Below are 21,599 nucleotides of genomic sequence, written 5' to 3' on the forward strand. Positions count from 1 at the left end.
GTATTGGAATAAGTGGTTGTCAGTTTAGAGCGGATAAGCCCAAGTTTGGAATGATAACCTACCACTTAAAGACTTCCGCATGCTTGGCAGTTAAAATACCGAAAGGGGGCGATTCGGTTACCATCCCATTTTGAATGATGTTTTTCTGAACCAGACGAACAAAATCGGCTGCAGATAATATCGAGATGACGATCAACTAACCCTCATGCCATAATCGCTTCCCCATTTCAAAAACTGGCTAACCTGCATGAAGTGTTCTTTCTGTCATACCGAGAATCGGCCTAACGCGCAGTTTTGCGATCATTGCGGAGCTTCGCTGCTCAAGGTACTTTACTGTCGCTCATGCCAGACCGAAAACCGGACTACCGCCCGATATTGCGACCGGTGCGGCGCGCCTTTGGTCCCTTCCGGTTCCGCCCGAACCGCCGATAGGTTGCGGTTTTTTAAGGGGCGTCCGGTTTTATATGGAGCCGCCGCTTTACTGCTTTTATGGACGGCGTTCAACGCCTACGATTTTTACGAAAGCCATAGCGATGGCATTCAACCGGCCTCGGATTCCCGGCCCGCAGAAACGCAGGATCAACCTGTAACGGCCGAGCCGACCACGGTCCCCCCTCTACTCCCCACCAACCCGGCGATTCCGGATACCGTACCGGCGCCATCAGCGATGGAAAGCGAGGGCCAGGAAGCCGCGGAACAAGCCGCCCAAGCAGCGGCAAGAGCGCAAGCCGAGGCAAACGCTCTCGCTACCGCACAGCAAGCCCAGATCGCCAGCGCGATTCAAGCCATTAGGCTCAAGATAAACCACAGTTGGATTCGCCCGGTAATGGCGAAAAAGGGCCTTAAATGCCGAGTCAGAGTCAGATTGATGCCGGATGGCCGTGTCGTTGATGCCGAGATCATTGCCACGAGTGGCGATGAAACGTTCGATACTTCGGCTCGGAATGCGGTGCTCCAAGCCTCGCCGCTGCCGGTTCCGGCCGATAAAGATTTGTTTGAGAAAAGTTTCAGAAGCTTCACTTTTACCTTCACCCCTTCATGAAGGGCTCAGGATGTCAGTAGCTCGATAGGGCTGTAGGATGCGGTGACGATAGGAACCGCATCAATCGCGAACGATGCGGTTCGTTCCTCACCACATCCTACGGCCCTTGTTTATGTTGGATTCGCGAAGGAACGTTCCCGTCCCCCAAAGGGCACGACCTTAAACCGAAATCGTCAAGTTGCTCAGCCATGCCGGGGCGTGCGTTAAAATCCAGGCTTCAAACACCTTATCCATCCCGGTCACCACAATCGAACCTAACAGCAACAGCATCGAGCCCAATAGTTTTTTACCGAGGGTGCCGGTCGCGAGCAACCGGCTTCTAAAACGCCGCATGGCTTGATGCGACATCAAACCCAAGCCAACCAATGGCAGCGCGGCGCCCACGCCGAATAAGGCCATGATGGCCGATACGTGAACGAGGTCTTTGCCCTGGCCGGCGAGCACAATCGCCGCGCCCAGGGTCGGGCCGACGCAAGGACTCCAGACGATGCCCAACAATGCGCCCAACAGAAACTGCCCTGCCAAAGAGTCGGTTGCTACGTGTTCGAGCCAGGATTGACCTCGGCGACTCAAGCCCGCCAAGGCTTCCGCAAAAACCCCTTGTAATCGCGCCGACAGCAACACCCCTCCGAACAGGATCAATAGCCCGGCGGCAAAATAGCGGAAAAGCGCCGGGTCCAACCCGATCATCTGACCTACGGTAGCCAAAAAGATGCCTGCCAGCGCATAGGCGAGCGCCAGACCGGCAGCCAATGCCCAGGGTCCCCATCGATGCGCCGTCAAGGCGGTGCCGAGAATGATCGGGATCAACGGCAACGTGCACGGCGACAGCGTGGACAGCATTCCCGCTACGAGACTGAGCCCATAAACGCCCATGCCCACAATCATCGCGGCGGCCGGTTACAAGGCTTTTCTTAAGAAATCCGCGATGTCCTGTTCGCGGGTCACGCCCAAGTTCCGGTCGACTTCCTTGCCGCCCTTGAATACGATCAAGGTGCTTTGTTTGAGCACTTTGAACGCTTTCACGATCTCTTTCTGTCGGTCGAAGTCGACGCGCAGCGCCCGGATCGGCTTGAACTCTTCCTGCTCCAGCAGTTCTTTTAAAACCGGCTCCTGGGCGCGGCAGGTCGGACACCAATCGGCATGAATCCACACCAGAATCGGAGCGCCTTGCTGTTGTAAACGATCGAAAGCCGTCTGGGTAAACGCTTCCTCCGAAGCCGCGGCGGTACCGGTCAACAACCCCAGTAAAATCAGGGAACGCAAAAATGGAATCATCGTGTTATTACCTATTATCAACCCATCGTTTTTTGGAAAGAGCCGGATAAAGCCTCATAAACCGGCAAAAAATAGAATAGCCTATGCTCTAAAAAGTTCATTACCTAAAACAGAGACTTTATTCACTAGATAGTGTCGTCATAAGATAGCTGTCCACAGGGCGATGCACCGGATCTGCACAGCGGCCAGGAACGATGCGGTGTTCTTGGCATAGCGTGTGGCAATACCTCGCCAGCGCTTGAGGTGCAAGAACGCGTTTTCTACTAAATGCCGCAGTTTGTACAGGTCGCGATCGTAGTCGCGGGGTTGTTTTCGATTGCGGCGTGGCGGAATGACCACCGTCATCTGATTTGCTTCGGCTTGGGCTACGATAGCATCGCTATCGTAGCCTTTGTCCGCCAATAAGTACTGAGCATCCACGCCTTCGATCAAGGCTGAAGCCTGCGAACAATCTGCTGTGGTACCTGCTGTAATAAGGATTCTGACCGGCATACCATGCGCATCCACGGCCAGATGTATCTTACTGTTGAGCCCCCTTTTGTGACCGCCATGCCCTGATTGCCGCCTTGCGCGCCGGTCGCATGCGGATGGACTTTGATGTGGCTGGCATCAATCATCAACCATTCATAGTCGGGTTCGGTGACCAACTGTTCCAACAGGGCTTCCCAGACGCCGTGATCTCGCCAACGGCAAAACCGGCGATGGGTGTTCTTCCAATCGCCATAGTCAGGTGGCAGGTCGCGCCATGGCGCACCGGTACGCAAAATCCAGAAGACCGCATTGATAAACAAGCGGTTGTCTCGCGCTTTTCCGCCCCAGGCCCCGGCACGGCCGGGCAGATGGGGTTCCAGTAAGCTCCAAACCGTATCGGAAATGTCATGGCGGCGGTGGGCAGGTTGGGACATGGCTCTTTAATCTCATCAGCAACGACAATCTCCGTATTATACCTGACAAAGACTTATCTTGTGACGACACTATCTAGAGCATTTTCATATCGTGTGTAGGGAAGTCCTCACCGTCTGAAGCCAGCCCCGTAGGGTACGCTGTGCGTACCTTTCAACATGGAAGGTACGCACAGCGTACCCTACGGGACTGAACCCGTAAGATACCGATGCCGGACGGGATATTTATCCCGTCCGTAACGTTTGGAATCGCGCGAATACAGACAATGATTTTATGTTGGCGGTAGGTCTTTAAACGTGGGGGACGGGGTTAAAAAGCTTCGGGTTTCGGCCGGATTACCCGGCCCCGATTTCAAACTTGCCTGCTAGAGCGAGCTATGTACATTACAAAAAAGTATAGCCTGAAATTTTCAAGCTCGATGATCACAACCCCGTTTTCGCCGATTTTACCCCAGGCGTCAGGGCGTTAATTTCGCGGGAAATGATCGAATACAGCTCCGGGGTCCACGCCGGCAGTCCTTCGATATCCGCCGCCAGCGGATAAGTCCTCGGATCGTGCGGAGCGATCACGACTTTCACGTTTCCTGCGCCCGTGTGCGCGGCCAGCACGAACAGTTCCTCGATGGTTTCATCGCCCATCGCCAGGCAGCCGATGGACTTGGCCTGGCCGTGGATGAAAATATCCGAGCCGGGATTCGTGCGCCCCTCCTGCCAGGCATGGAAAAGGTCGAATTCGTTCGGGTAATCGAGCTTCATCGATAAATGGAAATGGCTGTTCGGATTCAGTCCCGCAATTCGGTAGATGCCTTCCGGGACCTGCATGTCGCCCTGGCGCAGTTTGGGGCCGGACACGCCGCTGGCGGCGCGGATGCGGTAGTCGCGGATGAAACGGAATGCGCCGCTGTCCCGGGCCCAGAGCTCCAGCTTCATTTCCTGTTTCAAGGCCACAAGGGTGACTTCCTGCGGAGGATAGGAAACTTTGGCTTTGGCGAAATAGGATTTGAGTTTGGTCGTGGTATGTTCGCCGTAAATTTGCAGCACATCCGCTACGGTCCGTTCGCCGGACGGCTTGGGAGGGATGTAATACATTTGCATTTGCCGGTCGGGCTGGACCTGGGGTTGGGGCTTGACGGCGGCGATCCTGGGCGCGAGGGAGGCAGGCTTGTGCCCGGAACAGGCGACGAGCAATCCGGTCAAGGCCAGGCCGGCAATGATCTTGGCTGTGGGTTTATTCATTGAGGTCAAGGCTGAGATTAAGGTGAATAAATGATAGCCTTTTGAATGCCGTTCGTCATGCCTCCATTTTTTCTTCGTATTGACCACCTCCCGATTGTTCCGGCAAAGGTCTCGAAGCAGCTTAATCATTAGAGCGAAAATTGTACTTTTAGATCGCCGATCGTTGTCCAAAGGTGACGAGCCGCTTTTTAAGCCGTTCCTGCAAGGAAGTTCGCCGATGATCCGCGGCTATTCGAAAATTTCCTCCAGAAACTGCTTCATCGCAATCCACGAACGCCGGTCCGCGTCGGCCTGGTAAACCGTGCCGAAATCCGGGTTATTCGCGACCGGGTTGGTGAAGGCGTGCATCGTGTGGCCGTACACATGCACCTGCCAGTCGGCGCCGGCCTTGGTCATTTCCCGTTCGAATGCGAGTACTTGCTCCGGTGGCACCATCGGGTCGTCGTGGCCGTGCAGGGCGAGGATCTTGGCCCTGACGGGCTTGTCTTCGGTATTGCCCGGCGCGTTCAGCAGGCCGTGAAAACTGACCACTCCCTTGAGGTCCGCACCGGTCCGCGCCAGGTCAAGCACGCAGAGGCCGCCAAAGCAGAAGCCGATCGCGGCGATTTTTTTGTCGTCGACCCAGGGCAGCAGCTTTGCCGCGGACAGTGCGGCGCCGATCCGTCTTTGCAGCTTCGCGCGGTCGTCGACGAACGGCTGCATCAGTTTCGCGTTCTCCTCGGGGCCCGAGCCCAGCACGCCTTTGCCGTACATGTCGAGCGCGAAGCCGACATAGCCGAGTTCGGCGAGCTTGATCGCCTTGTTGCCGACGAATTCGTCGCGGCCGCCCCAGGCGTGATTGATCAATACGGCCGGGCGGCGGCCTTCGATCGCGTCGTCGTAGGCGAAAAAGGCTTCCAGAACGGTGTCGCCGTCCATGTAATTGACGGTATTCGAGACGATCGCCATAACATGCTCCTATTGTTTGTTCGATTTGATTTTGCCCGTTTCGAGCAATTCGTTCAGAAAGCCTTCCGAAGCGGCTTCCACCATGTCCAGTACCCGTTCGAAGCCGTAGGCGCCGCCGTAATACGGGTCGGGGACTTCGCGGGTGCCGAGGTGCGGCGCGTAGTCGAGGAAATAGTTGATTTTGTGCCGGTGCGGCGCAGGGCAGGCCGAAGACAGAATCGCATAGTTGTCGCCGTCCATGGCGAGGATATACTCGAAATCTTCGAAATCGCCGAGTACGAATTTCCGTGCGCGCAAATGCGAAATGTCGACTCCGCGTTCGCCGGCCGCTTTTTCCGCGCGCCGATCGGGCGCATCGCCTACATGATAGGCATGGGTGCCGGCCGAGTCGATCGAGAAATGATGGGCTAGATCACGCTCGTGCACGAGCTTGGTGAAGACGCCTTCGGCCGTCGGCGAACGGCAGATGTTGCCCATGCAGACGAATAGGACTTTGACTTTTTGCATACGGTCGAATGATTGAAATTGAGTTGAGAGTATTGTAATGCGAAGATGAAGAAAGTCGAAGAGCGAAGGGCGGAGTTCCGTCAAGCCCGGAGCTTTCGCTAAAAATTTATCTTGACATATTGAGACGACCGGTCATATTATTTTTTCATGGAAACCAAATCACAAAAACAATTCAATCGCGAAAACCTCTTGAGCCAGGGTGTGTCCTTGCTGATGCGGCAGGGCTACCACGGCACCGGGCTGAAGGAGATTCTCGATGCGGTGCGGATTCCGAAGGGGTCCTTCTACAACTATTTCGGCAGCAAGGAGCAGTTCGCCGCGGAAGTGGTCCGGCACTATATCGAGCCGTTCATCCGGCAGCTCGACGGCCACCTGCGGGACGGAGAGGGCGATGCGCTGGGTGCGATCGAACGCTATTTCGATGAATTGATCGGCGCGCTGGAAACCTCCGGGTTTCAGGGGGGCTGTCTGCTCGGCAATCTGATGGGCGAGGTCGGCGACACCAGCGAGCCGTGCCGGGAATCGCTGCAACAGGCCGTGCACCGCTACCGTGATTTATTGGCGAAAGGACTGGCCGCCGCGCAGCGGCAAGGTACCGTCAGAACCGACAAGTCCGCCGAGGCGATGGCCGATCTGTTGACGAACGCCTGGCAGGGCGCGCTGCTGCGCATGAAAATCGAAAAATCGGCCGAGCCGCTCCGGCAATGCTGCCGCGACCTGCTCGGCGATTATTTCAAGGCTCGACCCATTCCGCCCTGCCGGGCGGGCCATTCATAACTACGAGGAGAACCGCAATGCCCAAATACATCATCGAACGCGACATTCCGAATGCCGGCGCCTTAACCCCGGAACAGCTGCAAGGCATCTCCGAAAAGTCATGCGGCGTGCTTCGCTCCATGGGGCCGCAAATCCAGTGGGTGCAAAGCTATGTGACCGACGACAAGGTCTATTGCGTGTATATCGCGCCGGACGAAGCCAGCGTCAGGGAGCATGCCGAAAAAGGCGGCTTTCCGGCCAACCGGATCTCCGAAGTCAGGACCGTGATCGATCCGACCACCGCCGAAAGCCGTTAACCTGGCAAGGAAGCCGCCATGTGCGTTACATGGGATCAGGATAAATGCTGCCATGCCGGCGTATGTGTCGGCTCGCTGCCCGAAGTATTCAAAATCGAGGACGGCCGGTTCGTGATCGATGCGGAGAAGGCGAGCGAAGAAACAATCAAAAACACAGTCGACCAGTGCTCTTCCGGGTGCTGCAATAGGTTGGCGAATAACAATTGAGGAATGTCATGATGAACTACACACATCCACTGCGCGCCCTGGCGAGGGCCTGCGCCTTCGCGGCATCTACGCTTGCCGTGGCGAGTCTGGGCACGGAAGGCGCGCTTGCCGACGAAACCTGCCAATCGCCTTACATGGCCAAGATCGTCGGCCAGGAAGATTTCGTCTATGTTTGGACACTGGGGCTGGAAGGCGTCGGGGACGAACAGGATAAACTGGTCACGGTCGACGTGAATCCGAAATCGCCGACTTACGGCAAGGTTGTGAGCACGCTGTCGGTCGGTGGCCGCAACGAAGCGCACCACTCCGGTTTTACCGACGACCGCCAGTTCCTCTGGGCCGCGTCGCTGGACACCAGCAAGATGTTCATTTTCGACGTGCATACCGATCCGGCCAAACCGAAACTGGTCAAGACGATCACCGATTTCGTCGCGAACAGCGGCGGCGTGGTCGGCCCGCATTCGACCTACGCACTGCCGGGCCGGATGATCATTACCGGCCTGTCGAATAATAAAGATCACGGCGGCCGCACCGGCCTGGTCGAATATACCAATGACGGCGAATATATCGCTACGCATTGGACGCCCACCGACAGCGACCTCGAAGGCGCGCTCAAGTCCGGCAAATATGCGGACGGCTACGGCTACGACGTGCGGGTTTTGCCGCGGCGCAACCTGATGCTGACTTCGTCGTTTACCGGCTGGTCGAACTACATGATGGATTTCGGCAAGATGCTGAACGATCCGGAAGCGATGAAGCGCTTCGGCAATACGGTGGTGCAGTGGAACCTGCACAGCAAGCAGCCGAAAAAGGTCTTCGACGTGCCCGGCGCGCCGCTCGAAATCCGCTGCGCCTGGGGCGAGAATCACAACTATTGCTTTACCAGCACCGCGCTGACTTCGAAAATCTGGCTGATCTACGAGGATGACCAAGGCGAATGGCAGGCGAAGGAAGTTGCCGATGTCGGCGATCCGTCCAAGGTGCCGCTGCCGGTGGACATCTCGATTTCGAGCGACGACAGGATGCTCTGGGTCAACACCTTCATGGACGGCAAGACGCGCGCGTTCGACATCACCGATCCGTTCAAGCCGAAACCGGTGTACGAGCAAAAAATCGGCGCGCAGGTGAACATGGTGTCGTCGAGCTGGGACGGCAAGCGCCTGTATTACACCTCATCCTTACTCGCGAACTGGGATAAGAAAGGCGCGGACAACGAGCAGTTCCTGAAAGGCTATGCTTGGGACGGCAAGCAATTGACCCAAAAGTTCGCGATCGACTTTACCCAGGAAAAACTGGGCCGGGCGCATCAGATGGTGTTCAATGCCTATTCCCTGTACAGCGCGAACAAGCCGGACAATGCCGAAGGCGTGCTGGCGAAAAAATAAATAGCGTCAGGCGGGCCTCTTTTGTTCAAAGCCCGATGATGCAATCCTAGAGCATTTTCATATCGCGTGTAGGAGGCATAATACCGTTAAGTCAAGCCGTCATCTCGGCAGGGATTGCCGAGATCCAGATGACAGGGATGTATTAGCACCCGCCATCCTTGGCTTCTGGATTCGGCAACCGCTCCCGGCGTTGCTCTAACGCCTGTATCCTTACAGATCGTCCGGCGATCCTTGCCGAAATAACGACTTTCCCTCAACTGAGGATTTGGCCGATATTAACTTCCCGATGTGGGGGTAGACCTGCCAGGTTTTTAAAACCTGGCAGGTCTTGTGCCGGGAAGTGATTGGGAGCCCAATCCTTAAGCGGCATGGCTTATGAACGTAAACCCGAAACGAAAATGCTCTAGCTTCAATCCTGGCGGTTCAGATCGGTTTTTCTGGAAATGCCGGGATTCGAAGTGAATAGGAAACACTCCGGCCAAATCGACCGATTCCGGTGCGGTTTCCGAACGAATCAGGGCCGTAGGATTGTGGTGAGGAACGAACCGCATCGTTCGCGATTGATGCGGTTCGTTCCTCACCGCATCCTACGACTCTGTATTGTTTATGTGCAGCAAAGAAATTTTCAAAGTTACGCCGGCCTGATACAGTGAAAATTTGAGTCATTCAATACAATAATATTTGGGGAGAGGCGGGAGTGTTCGTGCAAAGCGTGCAAAGTTTTCGGCATACACGGTCGGTAATATAAAGACGCTTACAAAAACTGACCGGGTATGGTAATATAATCGGTTAATTTATTATCTGCAGGTGCGGTTTATGCATATAGTTCAAGAAGCGCTCACATTCGATGACGTGTTACTGGTGCCCGCGCACTCGACCGTGTTGCCGCGTGAAGTCGAATTGAAAACGCAACTGACGCGCGGGATTACCCTGAACATTCCGCTTGTTTCCGCGGCGATGGATACGGTGACCGAGGCACGGCTCGCGATCGCGATGGCGCAGGAAGGCGGCATCGGGATCATCCACAAGAACATGACCGCCGAGCAGCAGGCGCGCGAAGTGCAAAGCGTGAAGAAATACGAAAGTGGCGTGATCAAGGACCCGATTACGGTAACGCCGGACGCCAGCATTCGCGACGTACTCAGATTGACCCGGGCGAAAAGCATTTCCGGCGTGCCGGTCGTGGACGGCGACGAACTGGTCGGGATCGTGACCAGCCGCGATTTGCGCTTCGAAACCCGCTACGACGAAGCCGTCAATAAAATCATGACGCCGAAAGAGCGGCTGGTCACGGTCGGCGAAAATGCGGACCGCAAGGAGGTGATCGCGCTGCTGCATAAACACCGGATCGAAAAAGTGCTGGTCGTGAACGACGATTTCCATTTGCGCGGCATGATCACGGTCAAGGATATCCAGAAGGCGAAAGATTATCCGCAGGCCTGCAAGGACGATCTGGAAAGGCTGCGTGTCGGCGCGGCGGTCGGCACCGGGCACGGCACCGAAGAGCGTGTCGAGGCGCTGGTGGCGGCCGGGGTCGATGTGATCGTGGTCGATACCGCGCACGGCCATTCGCAGGGCGTGCTGGACCGGGTGCGCTGGGTCAAGAAACATTATCCGGACGTGCAGGTGATCGGCGGCAATATCGCGACCGCCGAGGCGGCGCTGGCGCTGGTCGAGGCCGGCGCGGACGGCGTTAAGGTCGGCATCGGTCCGGGCTCGATCTGCACGACCCGGATCGTCGCCGGTGTCGGGGTTCCGCAAATCACCGCGATCAGCAATGTCGCGCTGGCGCTGAAAGGCACCGGCGTGCCTTTGATCGGCGACGGCGGCATCCGTTATTCCGGCGATGTGGCGAAGGCGCTGGCCGCCGGCGCGTATGCGGTGATGCTCGGCGGCCTGTTTGCCGGCACCGAGGAAGCGCCGGGCGAAACCGAACTGTATCAGGGCCGTTCGTACAAATCGTACCGCGGCATGGGTTCGATGGGTGCGATGTCCCAGACTCAGGGTTCGAGCGACCGTTATTTTCAGGAAGAAACCGACTCGGCCGAAAAACTGGTGCCGGAAGGTATCGAAGGTCGCGTGCCTTACAAAGGCAGCTTGCTTGCGGTGATTCATCAATTGCTCGGCGGCATTCGCGCCAGCATGGGCTACACCGGCAGCCAGACGATTGCCACGCTGCACGAGAAAGCGCAGTTCGTGCGCGTGACCAGCGCCGGCATGCGCGAAAGCCATGTGCACGACGTGACGATCACCAAGGAAGCGCCTAACTACCGGCTGGATTAGATTTCGGTAGGGTACGCTGTGCGTACCTTACGGCCAAGCCGGTTTGATTACCGTACCATCTGCAAAAGGGCTCTGTCGAGCCCTTTGTTTTTTTAGACCTTATCAAGAGTTTTAAAAATGCAACACACGCACGCGAACATCCATACCGACAAGATCCTGATCCTGGATTTCGGCTCGCAGTACACCCAACTGATCGCGCGCCGGATTCGCGAAATCGGCGTGTATTCGGAAATTTTTTCCTGCGATTGCGATGCCGACGAGATCAAGCGCTTCGCGCCGAAAGGGATCATCCTCTCCGGCGGTCCCGAAACGGTGACCAGCGACGACACCCCGCGCGCGCCGCAGGTCGTCTTCGAAGCCGGGGTGCCGGTGCTGGGCATCTGCTACGGCCTGCAGACGATGACCGAGCAGCTCGGCGGCAAGGTCGAATCGTCGCATCACCGCGAATTCGGTTATGCGCAGATCCGCGCGCGCGGCCATTCGCGACTGCTGCTCGACATCGAGGACCATGTTTCGCAGGAAGGCTACGGCCTTCTGGATGTCTGGATGAGCCACGGCGACCGGGTTACCGAGTTGCCCGAAGGCTTCAAGCGGATTGCCAGCTCCGACGGCGCGCCGATCGCCGGCATCGCGAACGAGGAAAGGCATTTTTACGGCCTGCAGTTCCATCCCGAAGTGACCCACACGAAGCAGGGCGGCCGGATTCTTTCCCGCTTCGTGCTGGAGATCTGCGGTTGTGAAGCGCTGTGGACCGCAGACAACATCATTGAGGACAGCATCCGGGCGGTGCGAGCGAAGGTCGGCAGCGACCAGGTGATCCTGGGCCTGTCCGGCGGCGTCGATTCGTCGGTGGTCGCGGCGCTGCTGCACAAGGCGATCGGCGGCCAATTGACCTGCGTGTTCGTGGATACGGGCCTGTTGCGGCTGAACGAAGGCGACCAGGTGCTGGCGATGTTCGCCGAGCACATGGGCATCAAGGTGATCCGGGTCGATGCGGAAGCGCGTTACATGGCCGCGCTGAACGGCGTGACCGATCCCGAGCGGAAACGCAAGATCATCGGCGGTCTGTTCGTCGAGATCTTCGACGAGGAAGCGGCCAAGCTGACCGATGCGAAATGGCTGGCGCAGGGTACGATCTATCCGGATGTGATCGAATCGGCCGGCGCGAAAAGCGGCAAGGCGCACCTGATCAAGTCGCATCACAATGTCGGCGGCCTGCCCGAAAATATGGCTTTGAAGCTGGTCGAGCCGCTCCGCGAACTGTTCAAGGACGAAGTCAGAAAGCTGGGTTTAGAGTTGGGACTGTCCGCCGATATGATCCATCGCCATCCGTTTCCGGGGCCGGGCCTCGGCGTGCGTATCCTGGGCGAAGTGAAAAAGGACTATGCGGATCTATTGCGCCGGGCCGATGCGATTTTCATCGAGGAATTGTACCGGCACGATTTATATTCCAAGGTTAGCCAGGCTTTTGCGGTGTTCCTGCCGGTCAAATCGGTCGGCGTGATGGGTGACGGCCGCCGCTACGATTACGTGATCGCGCTCCGGGCGGTCGAAACGATCGATTTCATGACCGCGCGCTGGGCGCATTTGCCTTACGAGTTTCTCGACTTGGTGTCGCGGCGGATCATCAATGAAGTGCCGGGCATCTCGCGCGTTACCTACGACATTTCCGGCAAGCCGCCCGCAACGATTGAATGGGAGTAAGCGATACGGACGATGCCGCCTGGATGCGGCATGCGCTGAGGCTCGCCGAACGCGCCGAAGCGCTGGGCGAAGTGCCGGTCGGCGCGGTCGTGGTTAAGAACGACCGCTGCATCGCCGAAGGCTGGAACAGCCCGATAGTCGCTCATGATCCGACCGCGCATGCCGAAATCGTCGCGCTGCGCGAGGCGGGCAGGGCGGTCGGTAATTACCGTCTGGTCGATACGACGCTCTATGTGACGCTGGAGCCCTGCGTGATGTGCATGGGCGCGATCAGCCATGCCCGGATCAAAAGACTGGTGTTCGGGGCTTTCGATCCGAAGCGCGGCGCGGTCTGCCATGCGCTGAGCCTGAGCGATGCGAGCTTTTTGAATCACCGCGTCGAATGGCAGGGCGGCGTGCTGGAAGCCGAATGCTCCGAGCTGCTGAAAAGCTTTTTTAAAGCCAGGCGCTGAATAAATCGTAGGCATCAGCCGTAGCCCAACATGAAGCTCCGCGATGGTTTTCGATCGATGGGTTTCGGCTGGCGCCTCTCGGCAACTGCTTCCTGCGTTGCCCTCGATCGCGTGTTCCACCTTCCCCATCCGTGGTGTCGTACCTCCTGCATGAATGCCAGGGATGCGTGAATGCAGCGATTGCACGACTGCAGGGAGGCAAGAGGTAGGACAACGCAAGAAGCGGTTGCCGAGGAGCAAATCTCTGCCCATGCAGTCGTCTTTTTCAAAGAGGGGAATGAATCATCCGCTTTTCATCACAATCGCATTCGGAAAGTTATTTCCTACCGGGACCTAAAGATTTGCCGGAATCACCAGCCGGCAATTTTTTTCGAAAATGGAACAAGCCGCGAAACTCGAACAGTGCGGCACTCAGCAAATAGCTTCCCATCAATAAAGTACCTGCCTGCCAGTTCCTGAAGCCGTAAGTCAGCAACGGCTCACGGGCGAAATACAGGCCAAGCCCGAAAGCGATATAAAAAGCGATCCGTTTCAGATCGTAGGCGACCGGGTAGTATCTTCGCCCCAACAGGTACGAAACGACAGCCATCGCTGCATAGCAGGCCAGCGTCGCCCAGGCCGAACCGACATAGCCGTACAGCGGAATCCACCACAGGTTCAGGCCGACCGTGATCAGTGCGCCGCCGAGCGAAACGAACGCGCCCATCAGCGTCCGGTCGGTCAGCTTGTACCAGATCGACAGATTCACATAAATGCCCAGAAACAGGTTCGCGAGCAGCAGGATCGGCGTCACGCCGAGCCCTGCCCGGTATTCCCGGCCGATGAAATACTGGAAGAAATCGATGTACAGGGTGACCAGCAGAAAGATCGCCATGCAGAAAATCACGAAATATTTCATCACGTCCGCATAGACCCGGCGCGCATCGCTCCTGTCCGCGTAGGCGAAGAAAAACGGCTCGGCCGCATAACGGAATGCCTGGATGAACAGCGACATCAGGATCGACAGCTTGTAACAGGCGCTGTAGATCCCGAGCATGCGCATGTTGGTCAGCGGGTCGTGCGGCAACAGATATTTCAGCAAGGCCCGGTCCAGCATTTCATTGACGATGCCGGCGAAACCGATCACCACCATCGGCAGCGAATAACCGACCATCTTTCTGAATAAAACGCTGTCGAAGCCCCAAATCAACCCTTTCAGTTGCGGCGTCAACAGCACGAATTTGACCCCGCTCGCAGCCAGATTCGCGATGAACACGTAGCCGAGGCCGATGCCGGGGTCATAGATCGGCGCAAACCAGACGTGCTCGTTCTTCGCGTACAGCGGCGGACAATAGGCGATGAAAAACAGGCTCAGGCCGACCGTGACCCCAATTTCGATGATCTTGATCCCCGCAAACCGGAACGCCTTGTTTTCGGCCCGAAGCCTTGCGAACGGAATCGAGGCGATCGCATCGAGCCCGAGAATGATCGCAAACCACTCCACATATTCGGGGTGATGGGCATAATGCAGCGCCTCGGAGAGCGGTGTCCGAATAAGCCCTATCAGCAGCAGAAAAGCAAGGTTGACCCCCAGCACAAACCACAACGCGGTCGAATAGGCGCTGTCGCGCTGCGGATTGCTTTTGTCGCGGAAGCGGAAATAGCCGGTCTCGAAGCCGAACACCAGCAATACCGCAAAGAATCCGGCATAGGCGTAAAACTCCGACACCACCCCGTATTCCGCGGCCGAGAAATGGTAGGTATAAAGCGGCACCAGCAGGTAATTCAAAAACCGCCCGAAAATGCTGCTCAGGCCGTAGATGGCGGTTTGCGAGGCGAGTTTTTTGATGATGCCCATTCGATGTAATGTCGTATTTGAAGCTGAAATTATACAGGAATGCTTTCAATCGCTTCATTGCGGATTTATCAAGATTTAATCCTGGAGTCGCTTGAGCGGCATGGCTATTCGCCAGCTCAATAGCTTTGCTCAGCGGATCATCCGGCTGAGTTCAGATAAGAGGATGATAAGGACCATAGCGAGTAGGGCGGTTTCGCGCCAGCAAACCGCCATGCCAAACGAAGCGCCGGTACGCCGTTTCGGTGGATTGGCTAACGGCGAATCCATCCTACAATTCATTCACTTTACGGGTTTCCCACAAACTTCCACGGCGTTGATATATGCCCTATCCAGCGTTCGTGCTTTTATCGAGGGCAGAGGATAAGGAATTGATTTGTTTTAATTGGCTAATTTGCTCTTTCAGTTGAGAAATTTGCTCTTTTAAAAGTTGATTTTCTACCGCTTTTACTTCGTCGAGTTTAGCTTGCATCTCTTCCAGCTTATCGCGTAATTTTTCGTCTTCCGGGCTACGATGGTACTCATTACATTGCTTTTCTATATTTTGGTTAGCTTGGGTGTTCTGATTTCCTGTTAAATAGAAGACAACTCTCTCTTTGTCGTCTAAGAAGTAGTTAACGTCAACACTATAAAAATTCGCCAATTGAACTAAACGAGAAAGGCAGATATCCGTTTTACCTAATTCAATATCGCTGTAAGTATTGCGGCAAACATGCAGCTTTTCAGAGGTTTGTTCTTGGGTCCATCCATTAACTAGACGCAACTCTTTTATCTTTTTGCCAATTTTAATTTGTAGTTCTTGAGTGTTCATAGTGTAGGGAATTCGTTGACAAAATGTAGATTTTAAGTATGACGACTTTTCTTGCTGATTCTATCATAATTGAACCATCTGGTAGCGAGTGGGGTGGTTTCGAGTCAGCCGAGTAGGTCGGGCAACAGCTTCATCGTTGCCGATGTTAGATGGTAATTTTGCTTCGCTATTGCGACAATCTGAAGCCACTACCAATTGAAGCCCTGCAATGTCGAGCACAAAAAGCACGTCACGTCTATTCTTCTTAGGCGTTTGGCTAGATTTGTTGTTTGACGGGTTTGGTATGGCGTTTAGGATGTACTAAATTTTTCATATCATGAATATAAAAGAGTTTTATTTTTACAAGGCATTAGGCATTAGGCATTAACAATTAACCCGTAGGAGTATTCTTTAGATGAAGAGTTTTGCAACTACCGTACTCGGTCTTCTTTTCAGCTTCTCTGCTATCGCAGCAGGTAATATCGGACAATGTGTCTACCCGAAAACGACACAAGCGAAAGACGGTTCTCTCAAGTTCAAAAACACGGTATATATTTTTCGCAACCCGAATAGCAGGAGTGATAAAGTAGCCTTAACTACTTTTGAAGCATTCACTATCGGTGCAGAAGCTAAAGGTGGTTTTATTCAACTTATTGCAACGCCTGGCTGGGATACACCGCCGAATGAAAATGCAGGAAAATTAATTGGCTGGGCTAAGTTATCAGATTTTGATTTTCAAGAGTTACGCAACTGCAACTAGTAGCCAGTTAACATATTTTGTATTGCCAGCGAAGATTACCGCGCTAAAAGACCTACGAGGTTTTGTAAACTGTGTAGGTCTGATTTTACTTTTACTTCAATATGACTGGCTACTAGCCCGCGTAGGTGCGATTAGCGAAGGAGGCTGTGAAAGTATTCGTTTTTTGAGATTTTCAGCACAATATGTAGTGTTCAAAATTTACAATATCCACAATAAGTGGGTGCTGATCTGAAAATTTCTGAATACTTTCACAGCCTCGAAGCATAATCGGACGCATGTTAGTGATCGCGATGCGGCGTCGGTTGCTGCCTCGCATGCGCGCTATGGCCCTCAATTTAAAACGTTAGGAGTTGATCTATGAGTTTCTTTGGCAGCCTTATGAAGGGTCTTGGTGATGCGACGCAGAATGCTGCGATTAAAGGGATTGCCTTGAGTTGGGAGAAAATCCGTTCAATATCTCCGGATAGGCTTGAAGAAATATATAAAGAACGGAGAGAGTCAAATCAATACGATATAGTTGGTGCGCTGGCCATTCTTGCTCTCTACCGAAATGCCCCTTACTCTTCTGTTAGTGCAGTTGGGAATGAAGAGCGTTGGAAGCGGACGATTAATGGAATAAAGCGCACTATTGAGTTGGAAAATGGCAGGGAATTTGAAGAAATCCGTGAGGCAATTAGGAATTTCGAGAAGGGTTAATCTGGTTCTAATCACTAATTCTTGGACAAAGGGAATGCCACCCTTTTCAACATCGCCAGACCTAGGATTTGTTATGCTTTCTAAACCGGGTGGACCCCAGTGCGAAACAAACAACGTTGAAAAGCCCGGTGCGGTAATTCTGCTTGCCGGGATTTGTGAGGGGGCAGTCGGGCAACTGGCTGTCCTACCTTGATGCAATAGAGGTATCAATGGATAGCGTTACTGTTAACACCAAAGAAGAGTTATCACAAGCAAAGAACTCGAATGCGAGCGAAATTGTCGTTATAGGTGAACTTGCCAATAAGCTGAAACGAGCCCAAAAAGTCACACTGCTTAGCGCTGGTACTTTAGCGGTAATTACAGCTTTGCTGGGCACAGCAACTATTACAGCGCCCGTTACAGGTGGTATGTCCTATTTTGTTGCGGCGCCTGCTGCGGCACTTAGCGGGCTTGAAATCGCCACTATCATTGTCGCGGCATCTTTAGGAATTAGCTTAATAATTGCTTTATTCAAAGGCTATGAGGAGATTGAGTATTCAAAGGAAAGACTTGTTTTGAGGCGCCGTAAGCCTAAAGCTTGAATAAAAAACAGCCCGCGTAGCATGTTGAGTTGATGGTAGTTTCGATGCAGCATCGGTTGCTACCCCGCATGTGTGCGATTACGCTTCGAGGCTGTGGAAGTATTCGTTTTTTGAGATTTTTAGCACAATATGTAGTACTCAAAATTTACAATATCCACAATAAATGGGTGCTGATCTGAAATTTCTGAATACTTTCACAGCTTCCTTCACTAATCGCACTTACGGCCCTTAAAGAATGGCTCTATGACATAAAAAATAGCAGCCTCAATAGTTCTCAAAGAAAGAGGCTATGGAAATCAAAACCAATAAATTTCAACCCCAAGATAAAGAGTGAAAATGTATAAGGTTAGAGGACCATTCATGGCAAAAGGTAAGAAATGTCCAAATTGTGGCAATTGGACGATGCATGAACAAAGGCCAGAATACTAGTATTGTTCCACTTGTGGTGCAGTAACATTTTGCTCAGAGGGGCGTTCCGTTTCGCTACGCACCCCTTAGAGCCATAGTTAGGTGGTTAGATGGTAATCTTACTTTGCTATTGCGGCAATCTGAAGCCGCTACCAAATTGAAATCTTGCATATACGACAATAAAAAAGTGAATTTAAAATGGCAATTGTATTTATAGTAGCTGTAGTATTTGGTATATTATTGGTAGTGAGCCCTAAAATTATATTTAGTTTGATTTCAGCAATAGTTAAAATTTTTGTTGCTTTTGTTTCCATATTTCTTAAAGGGCTCGGCTCAAAGTAAATGCAGAATTTTTAATTATGCTTAATAAAAACAATTTTTTGCTGCACCAACAAACCCATAAGATGGATGAATTGTAGGGTAAATTCGCCGTTAGCCGGGTAGGTCGGGCAACAGCTTCATCGTTGCCCGACGTTAAGGGTCAATCTCACTTTGCTAGTGCGATAATCTGAAGCCGCTACCCAATTGAAACCCTGCAGTGTCGGGCACAAAAAGCGTGCCCGACCTACTCGGCTCGTAAGGTGGATGAATTGTAGGGTGGATTCGCCGTTAGGCAATCCACCGGAACGGCGCACCGGCGCTTCGTTTGGCATGGCGGTTTGCTGGCGCGAAACCGCCCTACTCCTGGTATATCTGGTTCATAGCGCATCGGGATTGCGCATCAAGATGGGCGTTTCGCGTTTTGAAACGTCTTTCTCTCAAGCCAGCAGTGTCGCAGTGGCTTGCGCGGAAAGATCCGTCCGCCTGTCGTCCTACTGTTCGGCCAATTCGCCGGCGATCCAGTGTTGTCCGGCTTCGGTCAGGCGGGCATCGATCACCCGGTTTTCGACCGATTTGTCTTGATTTACAATGCAGCCGACTTTCAGGTAGTTCGGGGTGTAGCCGAAGACTCGCTGCCGGTTATCGCCGCAAGGCTCGCTGTAGCCTTCCCACAACACCGGAAACTCGCGGCCCAGATTGTCCCGGTAGAATTTCAGCTTCATTTCTTCGGCCAGACGGTGCAGGTCGGCGCTACGCTGCTTTTTGACCGCATTGCCGACCTGGCCCGGCAGCGTGGCGGCCTTGGTGCCTTCGCGCCGGGAATAGGTGAAGATGTGGAGGTGGCCGAAGCCGGTCGCGGCAATGTAATCGACACTGTCCTGCCATTCCTGCTCGGTTTCGCCCGGAAAGCCGACGATGATGTCGGTCGTGACGTTGAAATGCGCAATCTGCCGGCGCAGGCGATGCACGATTTCAGTGAATTCCTGCGTTTTGCAGCGCCGCGCCATCCGTCGCAGCACGCTGTCCGAGCCGCTCTGCAAGGGCAGGTGCAAATGCGGCATCAGCCGGGGATTGTCGAACAATTCGAAAAAGCCGTCGTTCAATTCCCAGGGTTCGAGCGAGCCGAGACGGATGCGCGGCATGTCCGTTTCGGCAAGAATCGCTCTAATGAGGTCGGTCAGGTTACAATTCAGGTCGCTGCCGTAGCCGCCGAGATGCACGCCGGTTAGCACGATTTCGGAGATGCCCTGGTTGTAGAGTGCGTGGATTTCCTCGATCACCGCCTCGATCGGCCGGCTTTTTTCTTCGCCCCGGGCCACGGTCACGATGCAGAACGTGCAGCGGTAGCGGCAGCCATCCTGGACTTTCACGAACGCGCGCTGGCGGCCGCGGGTAAACAGCGAAAATTCGCCGGGTTCGGTCGCCTGCGCGGGCATGCTGTCCAGGTTCAGTTCGTTCAGCGCTTTTTCGACCAGCTTGTCCTTGTCCCGGTTGCCGATCACCAGGTCGACGCCCATTTCGGCCTCGGCTTCCTGCTGATTCAGCGTCGCGTAGCAGCCGCTGACGACCAGTTTCGCCTGCGGGTTGTCGCGGTGGATGCGGCGGATCGACTGGCGCGATTTGCGGGCCGCGTCGCGGGTCACCGCACAGGAATTCAGCACGATCAACTGGGCGGCTTCCGGCCGGGCGGTGATCCGATGGCCGGCGCGCTCGAAATCCTGCGCCCAGGTTTCGAGTTCCGCTTCGTTGAGTCGGCAGCCGAGGGTTTGCAAATGAACTAACATCTATCCGAAAAACCGATAAGCAATCAAAATGGAGGCGATCACGCCCGCAAAATCCGCCATTATCCCACAACCGGCGGCGTGGCGGATATTTTTGATCCCGACCGCGCCGAAGTAAACCGCCAGCACGTAAAAGGTCGTTTCGGTGCTGCCCTGGATGATGCAGGACAGGCGGCCCGCAAACGAGTCGGCGCCGAGCGTTTTCATCGTGTCGATCATCAGCGCGCGGGCGCCGCTGCCGCTGAAGGGTTTGATCAGGGCGGTCGGCAGCGCGTCGATAAAGCGGCTGTCGACCTGAAACCACCTCGTTAAAAACCGCATCCCGTCGTTCAGGATGTCCAGGGCGCCGCTGGCCCGAAAAACGCCGATCGCGGCCAGCATCGCGACCAGATACGGAATGATCGTGATCGCGGTCTGGAAGCCTTCCTTGGCCCCTTCGACGAACGCTTCGTAGGCATTGACCTTTTTATAGAACGCGTCGGCGATAAATACAACCACCAGCAAAAACAGGACCGCATTGCTGATCAATGCCGATTGCGCGAGCATGGCTTCCTGCGGCAGCGAGGTAAAGTACGCGAGCAGGCCGCCGATCAGCAGGGTCATCCCGGCCAGATAGGCCATTACGACTTTGTCGAACAGGTTGATCTTCTGCATGAATGCGACCGCCAGCAGGCCGGCCAGCGTCGAGAAATAAGTGGCGATCAGGATCGGGATGAAGACGTCGGTCGGATTCGCCGCACCGAGTTGGGCGCGGTAGGTAAAGATGGTGACCGGGAACAGCGTTACCGAGGAAGTATTGATCACCAGAAACAGGATTTGCGCGTTGCTGGCGGTTTCGGGATTCGGGTTTAGCGTCTGCAATTCCTTCATCGCCTTGATCCCGAGCGGGGTGGCGGCGTTGTCGAGGCCGAGCGCGTTGGCGGAAATGTTCATCACGATCGCGCCGAGCGCCGGATGATTTTTCGGAATGTCCGGCATCAGGCGGCTGAACAGCGGCGTCAGGCCCTGCGTCAGCAATTGGACGAAGCCGCTTTTTTCGCCGACCCGCATGATGCCGAGCCAGAGCGATAGCACGCCGGTCAGGCCCAGGGAAATTTCGAACGCGGCTTTCGCCTGGGTGAACAGCGCGGACATGAGGCCGGCAAAGATCTGCGTGTCGCCGAGAAATACCAGCTTGACCGCGGCCGTGAGCAAGGCGATCAGGAAAAAGCCGCTCCAGATCAGATTGAGCAGCATGGTTTTATGTTTTGTGGACAGGCCGCGCAGGCAAAAAAAGGCTGCGCCGGATGACGCAGCCTGGGAGAGGAAATACCAAACTCTCGAAGCGGGGGAGAAGTCCAATGAATACGCATTAACCATGGCAAGTCGTTATATTGGAGTCTAGGATAAAACCCGCAGTTTTCAAGGGTGG

21 protein-coding genes and 1 pseudogene are annotated in these 21,599 nt (G+C 54.7%); 12 read left to right on the forward strand and 10 right to left on the reverse strand.

Annotated elements, in window-relative coordinates:
* Window positions 1-247 precede the first annotated feature (247 nt).
* Window positions 248-394, forward strand: a pseudogene (locus CC94_RS25500) (zinc-ribbon domain-containing protein); the annotation flags it as partial.
* Between the two features lie 39 nt (window positions 395-433).
* Complete coding sequence (tolA, locus tag CC94_RS22340; protein ID WP_031430803.1) at window positions 434-1,042, forward strand: cell envelope integrity protein TolA; 609 nt, start codon at window positions 434-436, stop codon at window positions 1,040-1,042.
* A gap of 159 nt (window positions 1,043-1,201) precedes the next feature.
* Here tolA and CC94_RS0110740 read toward each other — a convergent pair whose 3' ends face one another.
* From CC94_RS0110740 to CC94_RS0110770, 6 genes are all read right to left on the reverse strand, one after another.
* On the reverse strand, window positions 1,202-1,930 hold the full coding sequence (locus tag CC94_RS0110740; RefSeq protein WP_005369685.1) for a cytochrome c biogenesis CcdA family protein: 729 nt from the start codon (window positions 1,928-1,930) through the stop codon (window positions 1,202-1,204).
* A gap of 12 nt (window positions 1,931-1,942) precedes the next feature.
* Complete coding sequence (locus CC94_RS0110745) at window positions 1,943-2,320, reverse strand: thioredoxin family protein (RefSeq protein WP_005369687.1); 378 nt, start codon at window positions 2,318-2,320, stop codon at window positions 1,943-1,945.
* A 138-nt stretch (window positions 2,321-2,458) separates the two neighbouring features.
* Window positions 2,459-3,225, reverse strand: a protein-coding gene (locus CC94_RS25505) for an IS5 family transposase (RefSeq protein ID WP_157203341.1) whose coding sequence is annotated in 2 segments (ribosomal slippage) — window positions 2,459-2,850 and window positions 2,850-3,225 — 768 coding nt in all. Because the reading frame shifts where the segments join, the coding sequence is not laid out codon by codon here.
* 420 nt (window positions 3,226-3,645) lie between these two features.
* Window positions 3,646-4,458 (reverse strand): L,D-transpeptidase family protein, encoded by an 813-nt coding sequence (locus CC94_RS0110760; RefSeq protein ID WP_031430805.1) that lies wholly within the window; start codon window positions 4,456-4,458, stop codon window positions 3,646-3,648.
* 228 nt (window positions 4,459-4,686) lie between these two features.
* Window positions 4,687-5,406 carry a dienelactone hydrolase family protein gene (locus CC94_RS0110765; protein WP_031430807.1) on the reverse strand — a complete coding sequence of 240 codons (720 nt, stop codon included), beginning with the start codon at window positions 5,404-5,406 and terminating at the stop codon, window positions 4,687-4,689.
* A gap of 9 nt (window positions 5,407-5,415) precedes the next feature.
* Entirely contained in the window at window positions 5,416-5,913 is a 498-nt protein-coding gene (locus CC94_RS0110770; RefSeq protein WP_031430809.1) for a low molecular weight protein-tyrosine-phosphatase, read from the reverse strand.
* Between the two features lie 147 nt (window positions 5,914-6,060).
* On the opposite strand from CC94_RS0110770, the gene CC94_RS0110775 reads away from it, so the two are divergent.
* The 7 genes from CC94_RS0110775 to tadA all read left to right on the forward strand — a co-directional run bounded on the left by CC94_RS0110775 (window position 6,061) and on the right by tadA (window position 13,017).
* Window positions 6,061-6,690 (forward strand): TetR/AcrR family transcriptional regulator, encoded by a 630-nt coding sequence (locus CC94_RS0110775; protein ID WP_036303915.1) that lies wholly within the window; start codon window positions 6,061-6,063, stop codon window positions 6,688-6,690.
* A 17-nt stretch (window positions 6,691-6,707) separates the two neighbouring features.
* Window positions 6,708-6,986, forward strand: coding sequence for a DUF4242 domain-containing protein (locus tag CC94_RS0110780; RefSeq protein WP_031430811.1), 279 nt, complete (start codon window positions 6,708-6,710; stop codon window positions 6,984-6,986).
* Between the two features lie 18 nt (window positions 6,987-7,004).
* Entirely contained in the window at window positions 7,005-7,193 is a 189-nt protein-coding gene (locus tag CC94_RS0110785) for a (4Fe-4S)-binding protein (protein WP_031430812.1), read from the forward strand.
* 8 nt (window positions 7,194-7,201) lie between these two features.
* On the forward strand, window positions 7,202-8,578 hold the full coding sequence (gene mtoX / locus CC94_RS0110790; protein ID WP_031430813.1) for a methanethiol oxidase: 1,377 nt from the start codon (window positions 7,202-7,204) through the stop codon (window positions 8,576-8,578).
* 816 nt (window positions 8,579-9,394) lie between these two features.
* Window positions 9,395-10,861 (forward strand): IMP dehydrogenase, encoded by a 1,467-nt coding sequence (gene guaB, locus CC94_RS0110795; RefSeq protein ID WP_031430814.1) that lies wholly within the window; start codon window positions 9,395-9,397, stop codon window positions 10,859-10,861.
* A gap of 117 nt (window positions 10,862-10,978) precedes the next feature.
* Entirely contained in the window at window positions 10,979-12,565 is a 1,587-nt protein-coding gene (gene guaA / locus CC94_RS0110800) for a glutamine-hydrolyzing GMP synthase (protein ID WP_031430815.1), read from the forward strand.
* Complete coding sequence (tadA, locus tag CC94_RS0110805) at window positions 12,556-13,017, forward strand: tRNA adenosine(34) deaminase TadA (RefSeq protein ID WP_031430817.1); 462 nt, start codon at window positions 12,556-12,558, stop codon at window positions 13,015-13,017. The genes guaA and tadA overlap by 10 nt, the downstream gene beginning before the upstream one ends.
* A gap of 316 nt (window positions 13,018-13,333) precedes the next feature.
* Here tadA and CC94_RS0110810 read toward each other — a convergent pair whose 3' ends face one another.
* Together CC94_RS0110810 and CC94_RS22345 are read right to left on the reverse strand one after the other, a co-directional pair.
* Complete coding sequence (locus CC94_RS0110810) at window positions 13,334-14,854, reverse strand: lipopolysaccharide biosynthesis protein (RefSeq protein WP_036303917.1); 1,521 nt, start codon at window positions 14,852-14,854, stop codon at window positions 13,334-13,336.
* A 325-nt stretch (window positions 14,855-15,179) separates the two neighbouring features.
* Window positions 15,180-15,662: a helix-turn-helix domain-containing protein gene (locus CC94_RS22345; RefSeq protein WP_051911467.1), complete on the reverse strand. Its 483-nt coding sequence runs from the start codon at window positions 15,660-15,662 to the stop codon at window positions 15,180-15,182.
* A 394-nt stretch (window positions 15,663-16,056) separates the two neighbouring features.
* Here CC94_RS22345 and CC94_RS0110820 point away from each other — a divergent pair, with 394 nt between their 5' ends.
* The 3 genes from CC94_RS0110820 (at window position 16,057) to CC94_RS0110830 (ending at window position 17,678) form a co-directional block, all read left to right on the forward strand.
* Entirely contained in the window at window positions 16,057-16,401 is a 345-nt protein-coding gene (locus tag CC94_RS0110820) for a hypothetical protein (RefSeq protein ID WP_031430823.1), read from the forward strand.
* Between the two features lie 357 nt (window positions 16,402-16,758).
* Window positions 16,759-17,097 carry a hypothetical protein gene (locus tag CC94_RS0110825; RefSeq protein ID WP_031430825.1) on the forward strand — a complete coding sequence of 113 codons (339 nt, stop codon included), beginning with the start codon at window positions 16,759-16,761 and terminating at the stop codon, window positions 17,095-17,097.
* A gap of 209 nt (window positions 17,098-17,306) precedes the next feature.
* Window positions 17,307-17,678: a hypothetical protein gene (locus CC94_RS0110830; RefSeq protein WP_031430827.1), complete on the forward strand. Its 372-nt coding sequence runs from the start codon at window positions 17,307-17,309 to the stop codon at window positions 17,676-17,678.
* Window positions 17,679-18,898: 1,220 nt separating this feature from the next.
* Here CC94_RS0110830 and mtaB read toward each other — a convergent pair.
* Window positions 18,899-20,191: a tRNA (N(6)-L-threonylcarbamoyladenosine(37)-C(2))-methylthiotransferase MtaB gene (gene mtaB, locus CC94_RS0110835; RefSeq protein ID WP_031430829.1), complete on the reverse strand. Its 1,293-nt coding sequence runs from the start codon at window positions 20,189-20,191 to the stop codon at window positions 18,899-18,901.
* The gene (locus CC94_RS0110840) at window positions 20,192-21,421 is read right to left on the reverse strand and encodes a nucleoside recognition domain-containing protein (RefSeq protein WP_031430831.1); all 1,230 of its coding nucleotides are present in this window, start codon (window positions 21,419-21,421) and stop codon (window positions 20,192-20,194) included. It abuts the gene before it with no gap.
* Window positions 21,422-21,599 lie beyond the last annotated feature (178 nt).

Source organism: Methylomicrobium agile, assembly GCF_000733855.1.
Lineage (GTDB): Bacteria > Pseudomonadota > Gammaproteobacteria > Methylococcales > Methylomonadaceae > Methylomicrobium > Methylomicrobium agile.

Excerpts from the sequence above, each read along its gene's own strand:
- CC94_RS0110740 (WP_005369685.1), bottom strand. The coding sequence starts at position 1,930 with ATGATTGTGGGCATGGGCGTTTATGGGCTCAGTCTCGTAGCGGGAATG.
- CC94_RS0110745 (WP_005369687.1), bottom strand. The coding sequence starts at position 2,320 with ATGATTCCATTTTTGCGTTCCCTGATTTTACTGGGGTTGTTGACCGGT.
- CC94_RS0110760 (WP_031430805.1), bottom strand. The coding sequence starts at position 4,458 with ATGAATAAACCCACAGCCAAGATCATTGCCGGCCTGGCCTTGACCGGA.
- CC94_RS0110765 (WP_031430807.1), bottom strand. The coding sequence starts at position 5,406 with ATGGCGATCGTCTCGAATACCGTCAATTACATGGACGGCGACACCGTT.
- CC94_RS0110770 (WP_031430809.1), bottom strand. The coding sequence starts at position 5,913 with ATGCAAAAAGTCAAAGTCCTATTCGTCTGCATGGGCAACATCTGCCGT.
- CC94_RS0110775 (WP_036303915.1), top strand. The coding sequence starts at position 6,061 with ATGGAAACCAAATCACAAAAACAATTCAATCGCGAAAACCTCTTGAGC.
- CC94_RS0110780 (WP_031430811.1), top strand. The coding sequence starts at position 6,708 with ATGCCCAAATACATCATCGAACGCGACATTCCGAATGCCGGCGCCTTA.
- CC94_RS0110785 (WP_031430812.1), top strand. The coding sequence starts at position 7,005 with ATGTGCGTTACATGGGATCAGGATAAATGCTGCCATGCCGGCGTATGT.
- mtoX (WP_031430813.1), top strand. The coding sequence starts at position 7,202 with ATGATGAACTACACACATCCACTGCGCGCCCTGGCGAGGGCCTGCGCC.
- guaB (WP_031430814.1), top strand. The coding sequence starts at position 9,395 with ATGCATATAGTTCAAGAAGCGCTCACATTCGATGACGTGTTACTGGTG.
- guaA (WP_031430815.1), top strand. The coding sequence starts at position 10,979 with ATGCAACACACGCACGCGAACATCCATACCGACAAGATCCTGATCCTG.
- tadA (WP_031430817.1), top strand. The coding sequence starts at position 12,556 with ATGGGAGTAAGCGATACGGACGATGCCGCCTGGATGCGGCATGCGCTG.
- CC94_RS0110810 (WP_036303917.1), bottom strand. The coding sequence starts at position 14,854 with ATGGGCATCATCAAAAAACTCGCCTCGCAAACCGCCATCTACGGCCTG.
- CC94_RS22345 (WP_051911467.1), bottom strand. The coding sequence starts at position 15,662 with ATGAACACTCAAGAACTACAAATTAAAATTGGCAAAAAGATAAAAGAG.
- CC94_RS0110820 (WP_031430823.1), top strand. The coding sequence starts at position 16,057 with ATGAAGAGTTTTGCAACTACCGTACTCGGTCTTCTTTTCAGCTTCTCT.
- CC94_RS0110825 (WP_031430825.1), top strand. The coding sequence starts at position 16,759 with ATGAGTTTCTTTGGCAGCCTTATGAAGGGTCTTGGTGATGCGACGCAG.
- CC94_RS0110830 (WP_031430827.1), top strand. The coding sequence starts at position 17,307 with ATGGATAGCGTTACTGTTAACACCAAAGAAGAGTTATCACAAGCAAAG.
- mtaB (WP_031430829.1), bottom strand. The coding sequence starts at position 20,191 with ATGTTAGTTCATTTGCAAACCCTCGGCTGCCGACTCAACGAAGCGGAA.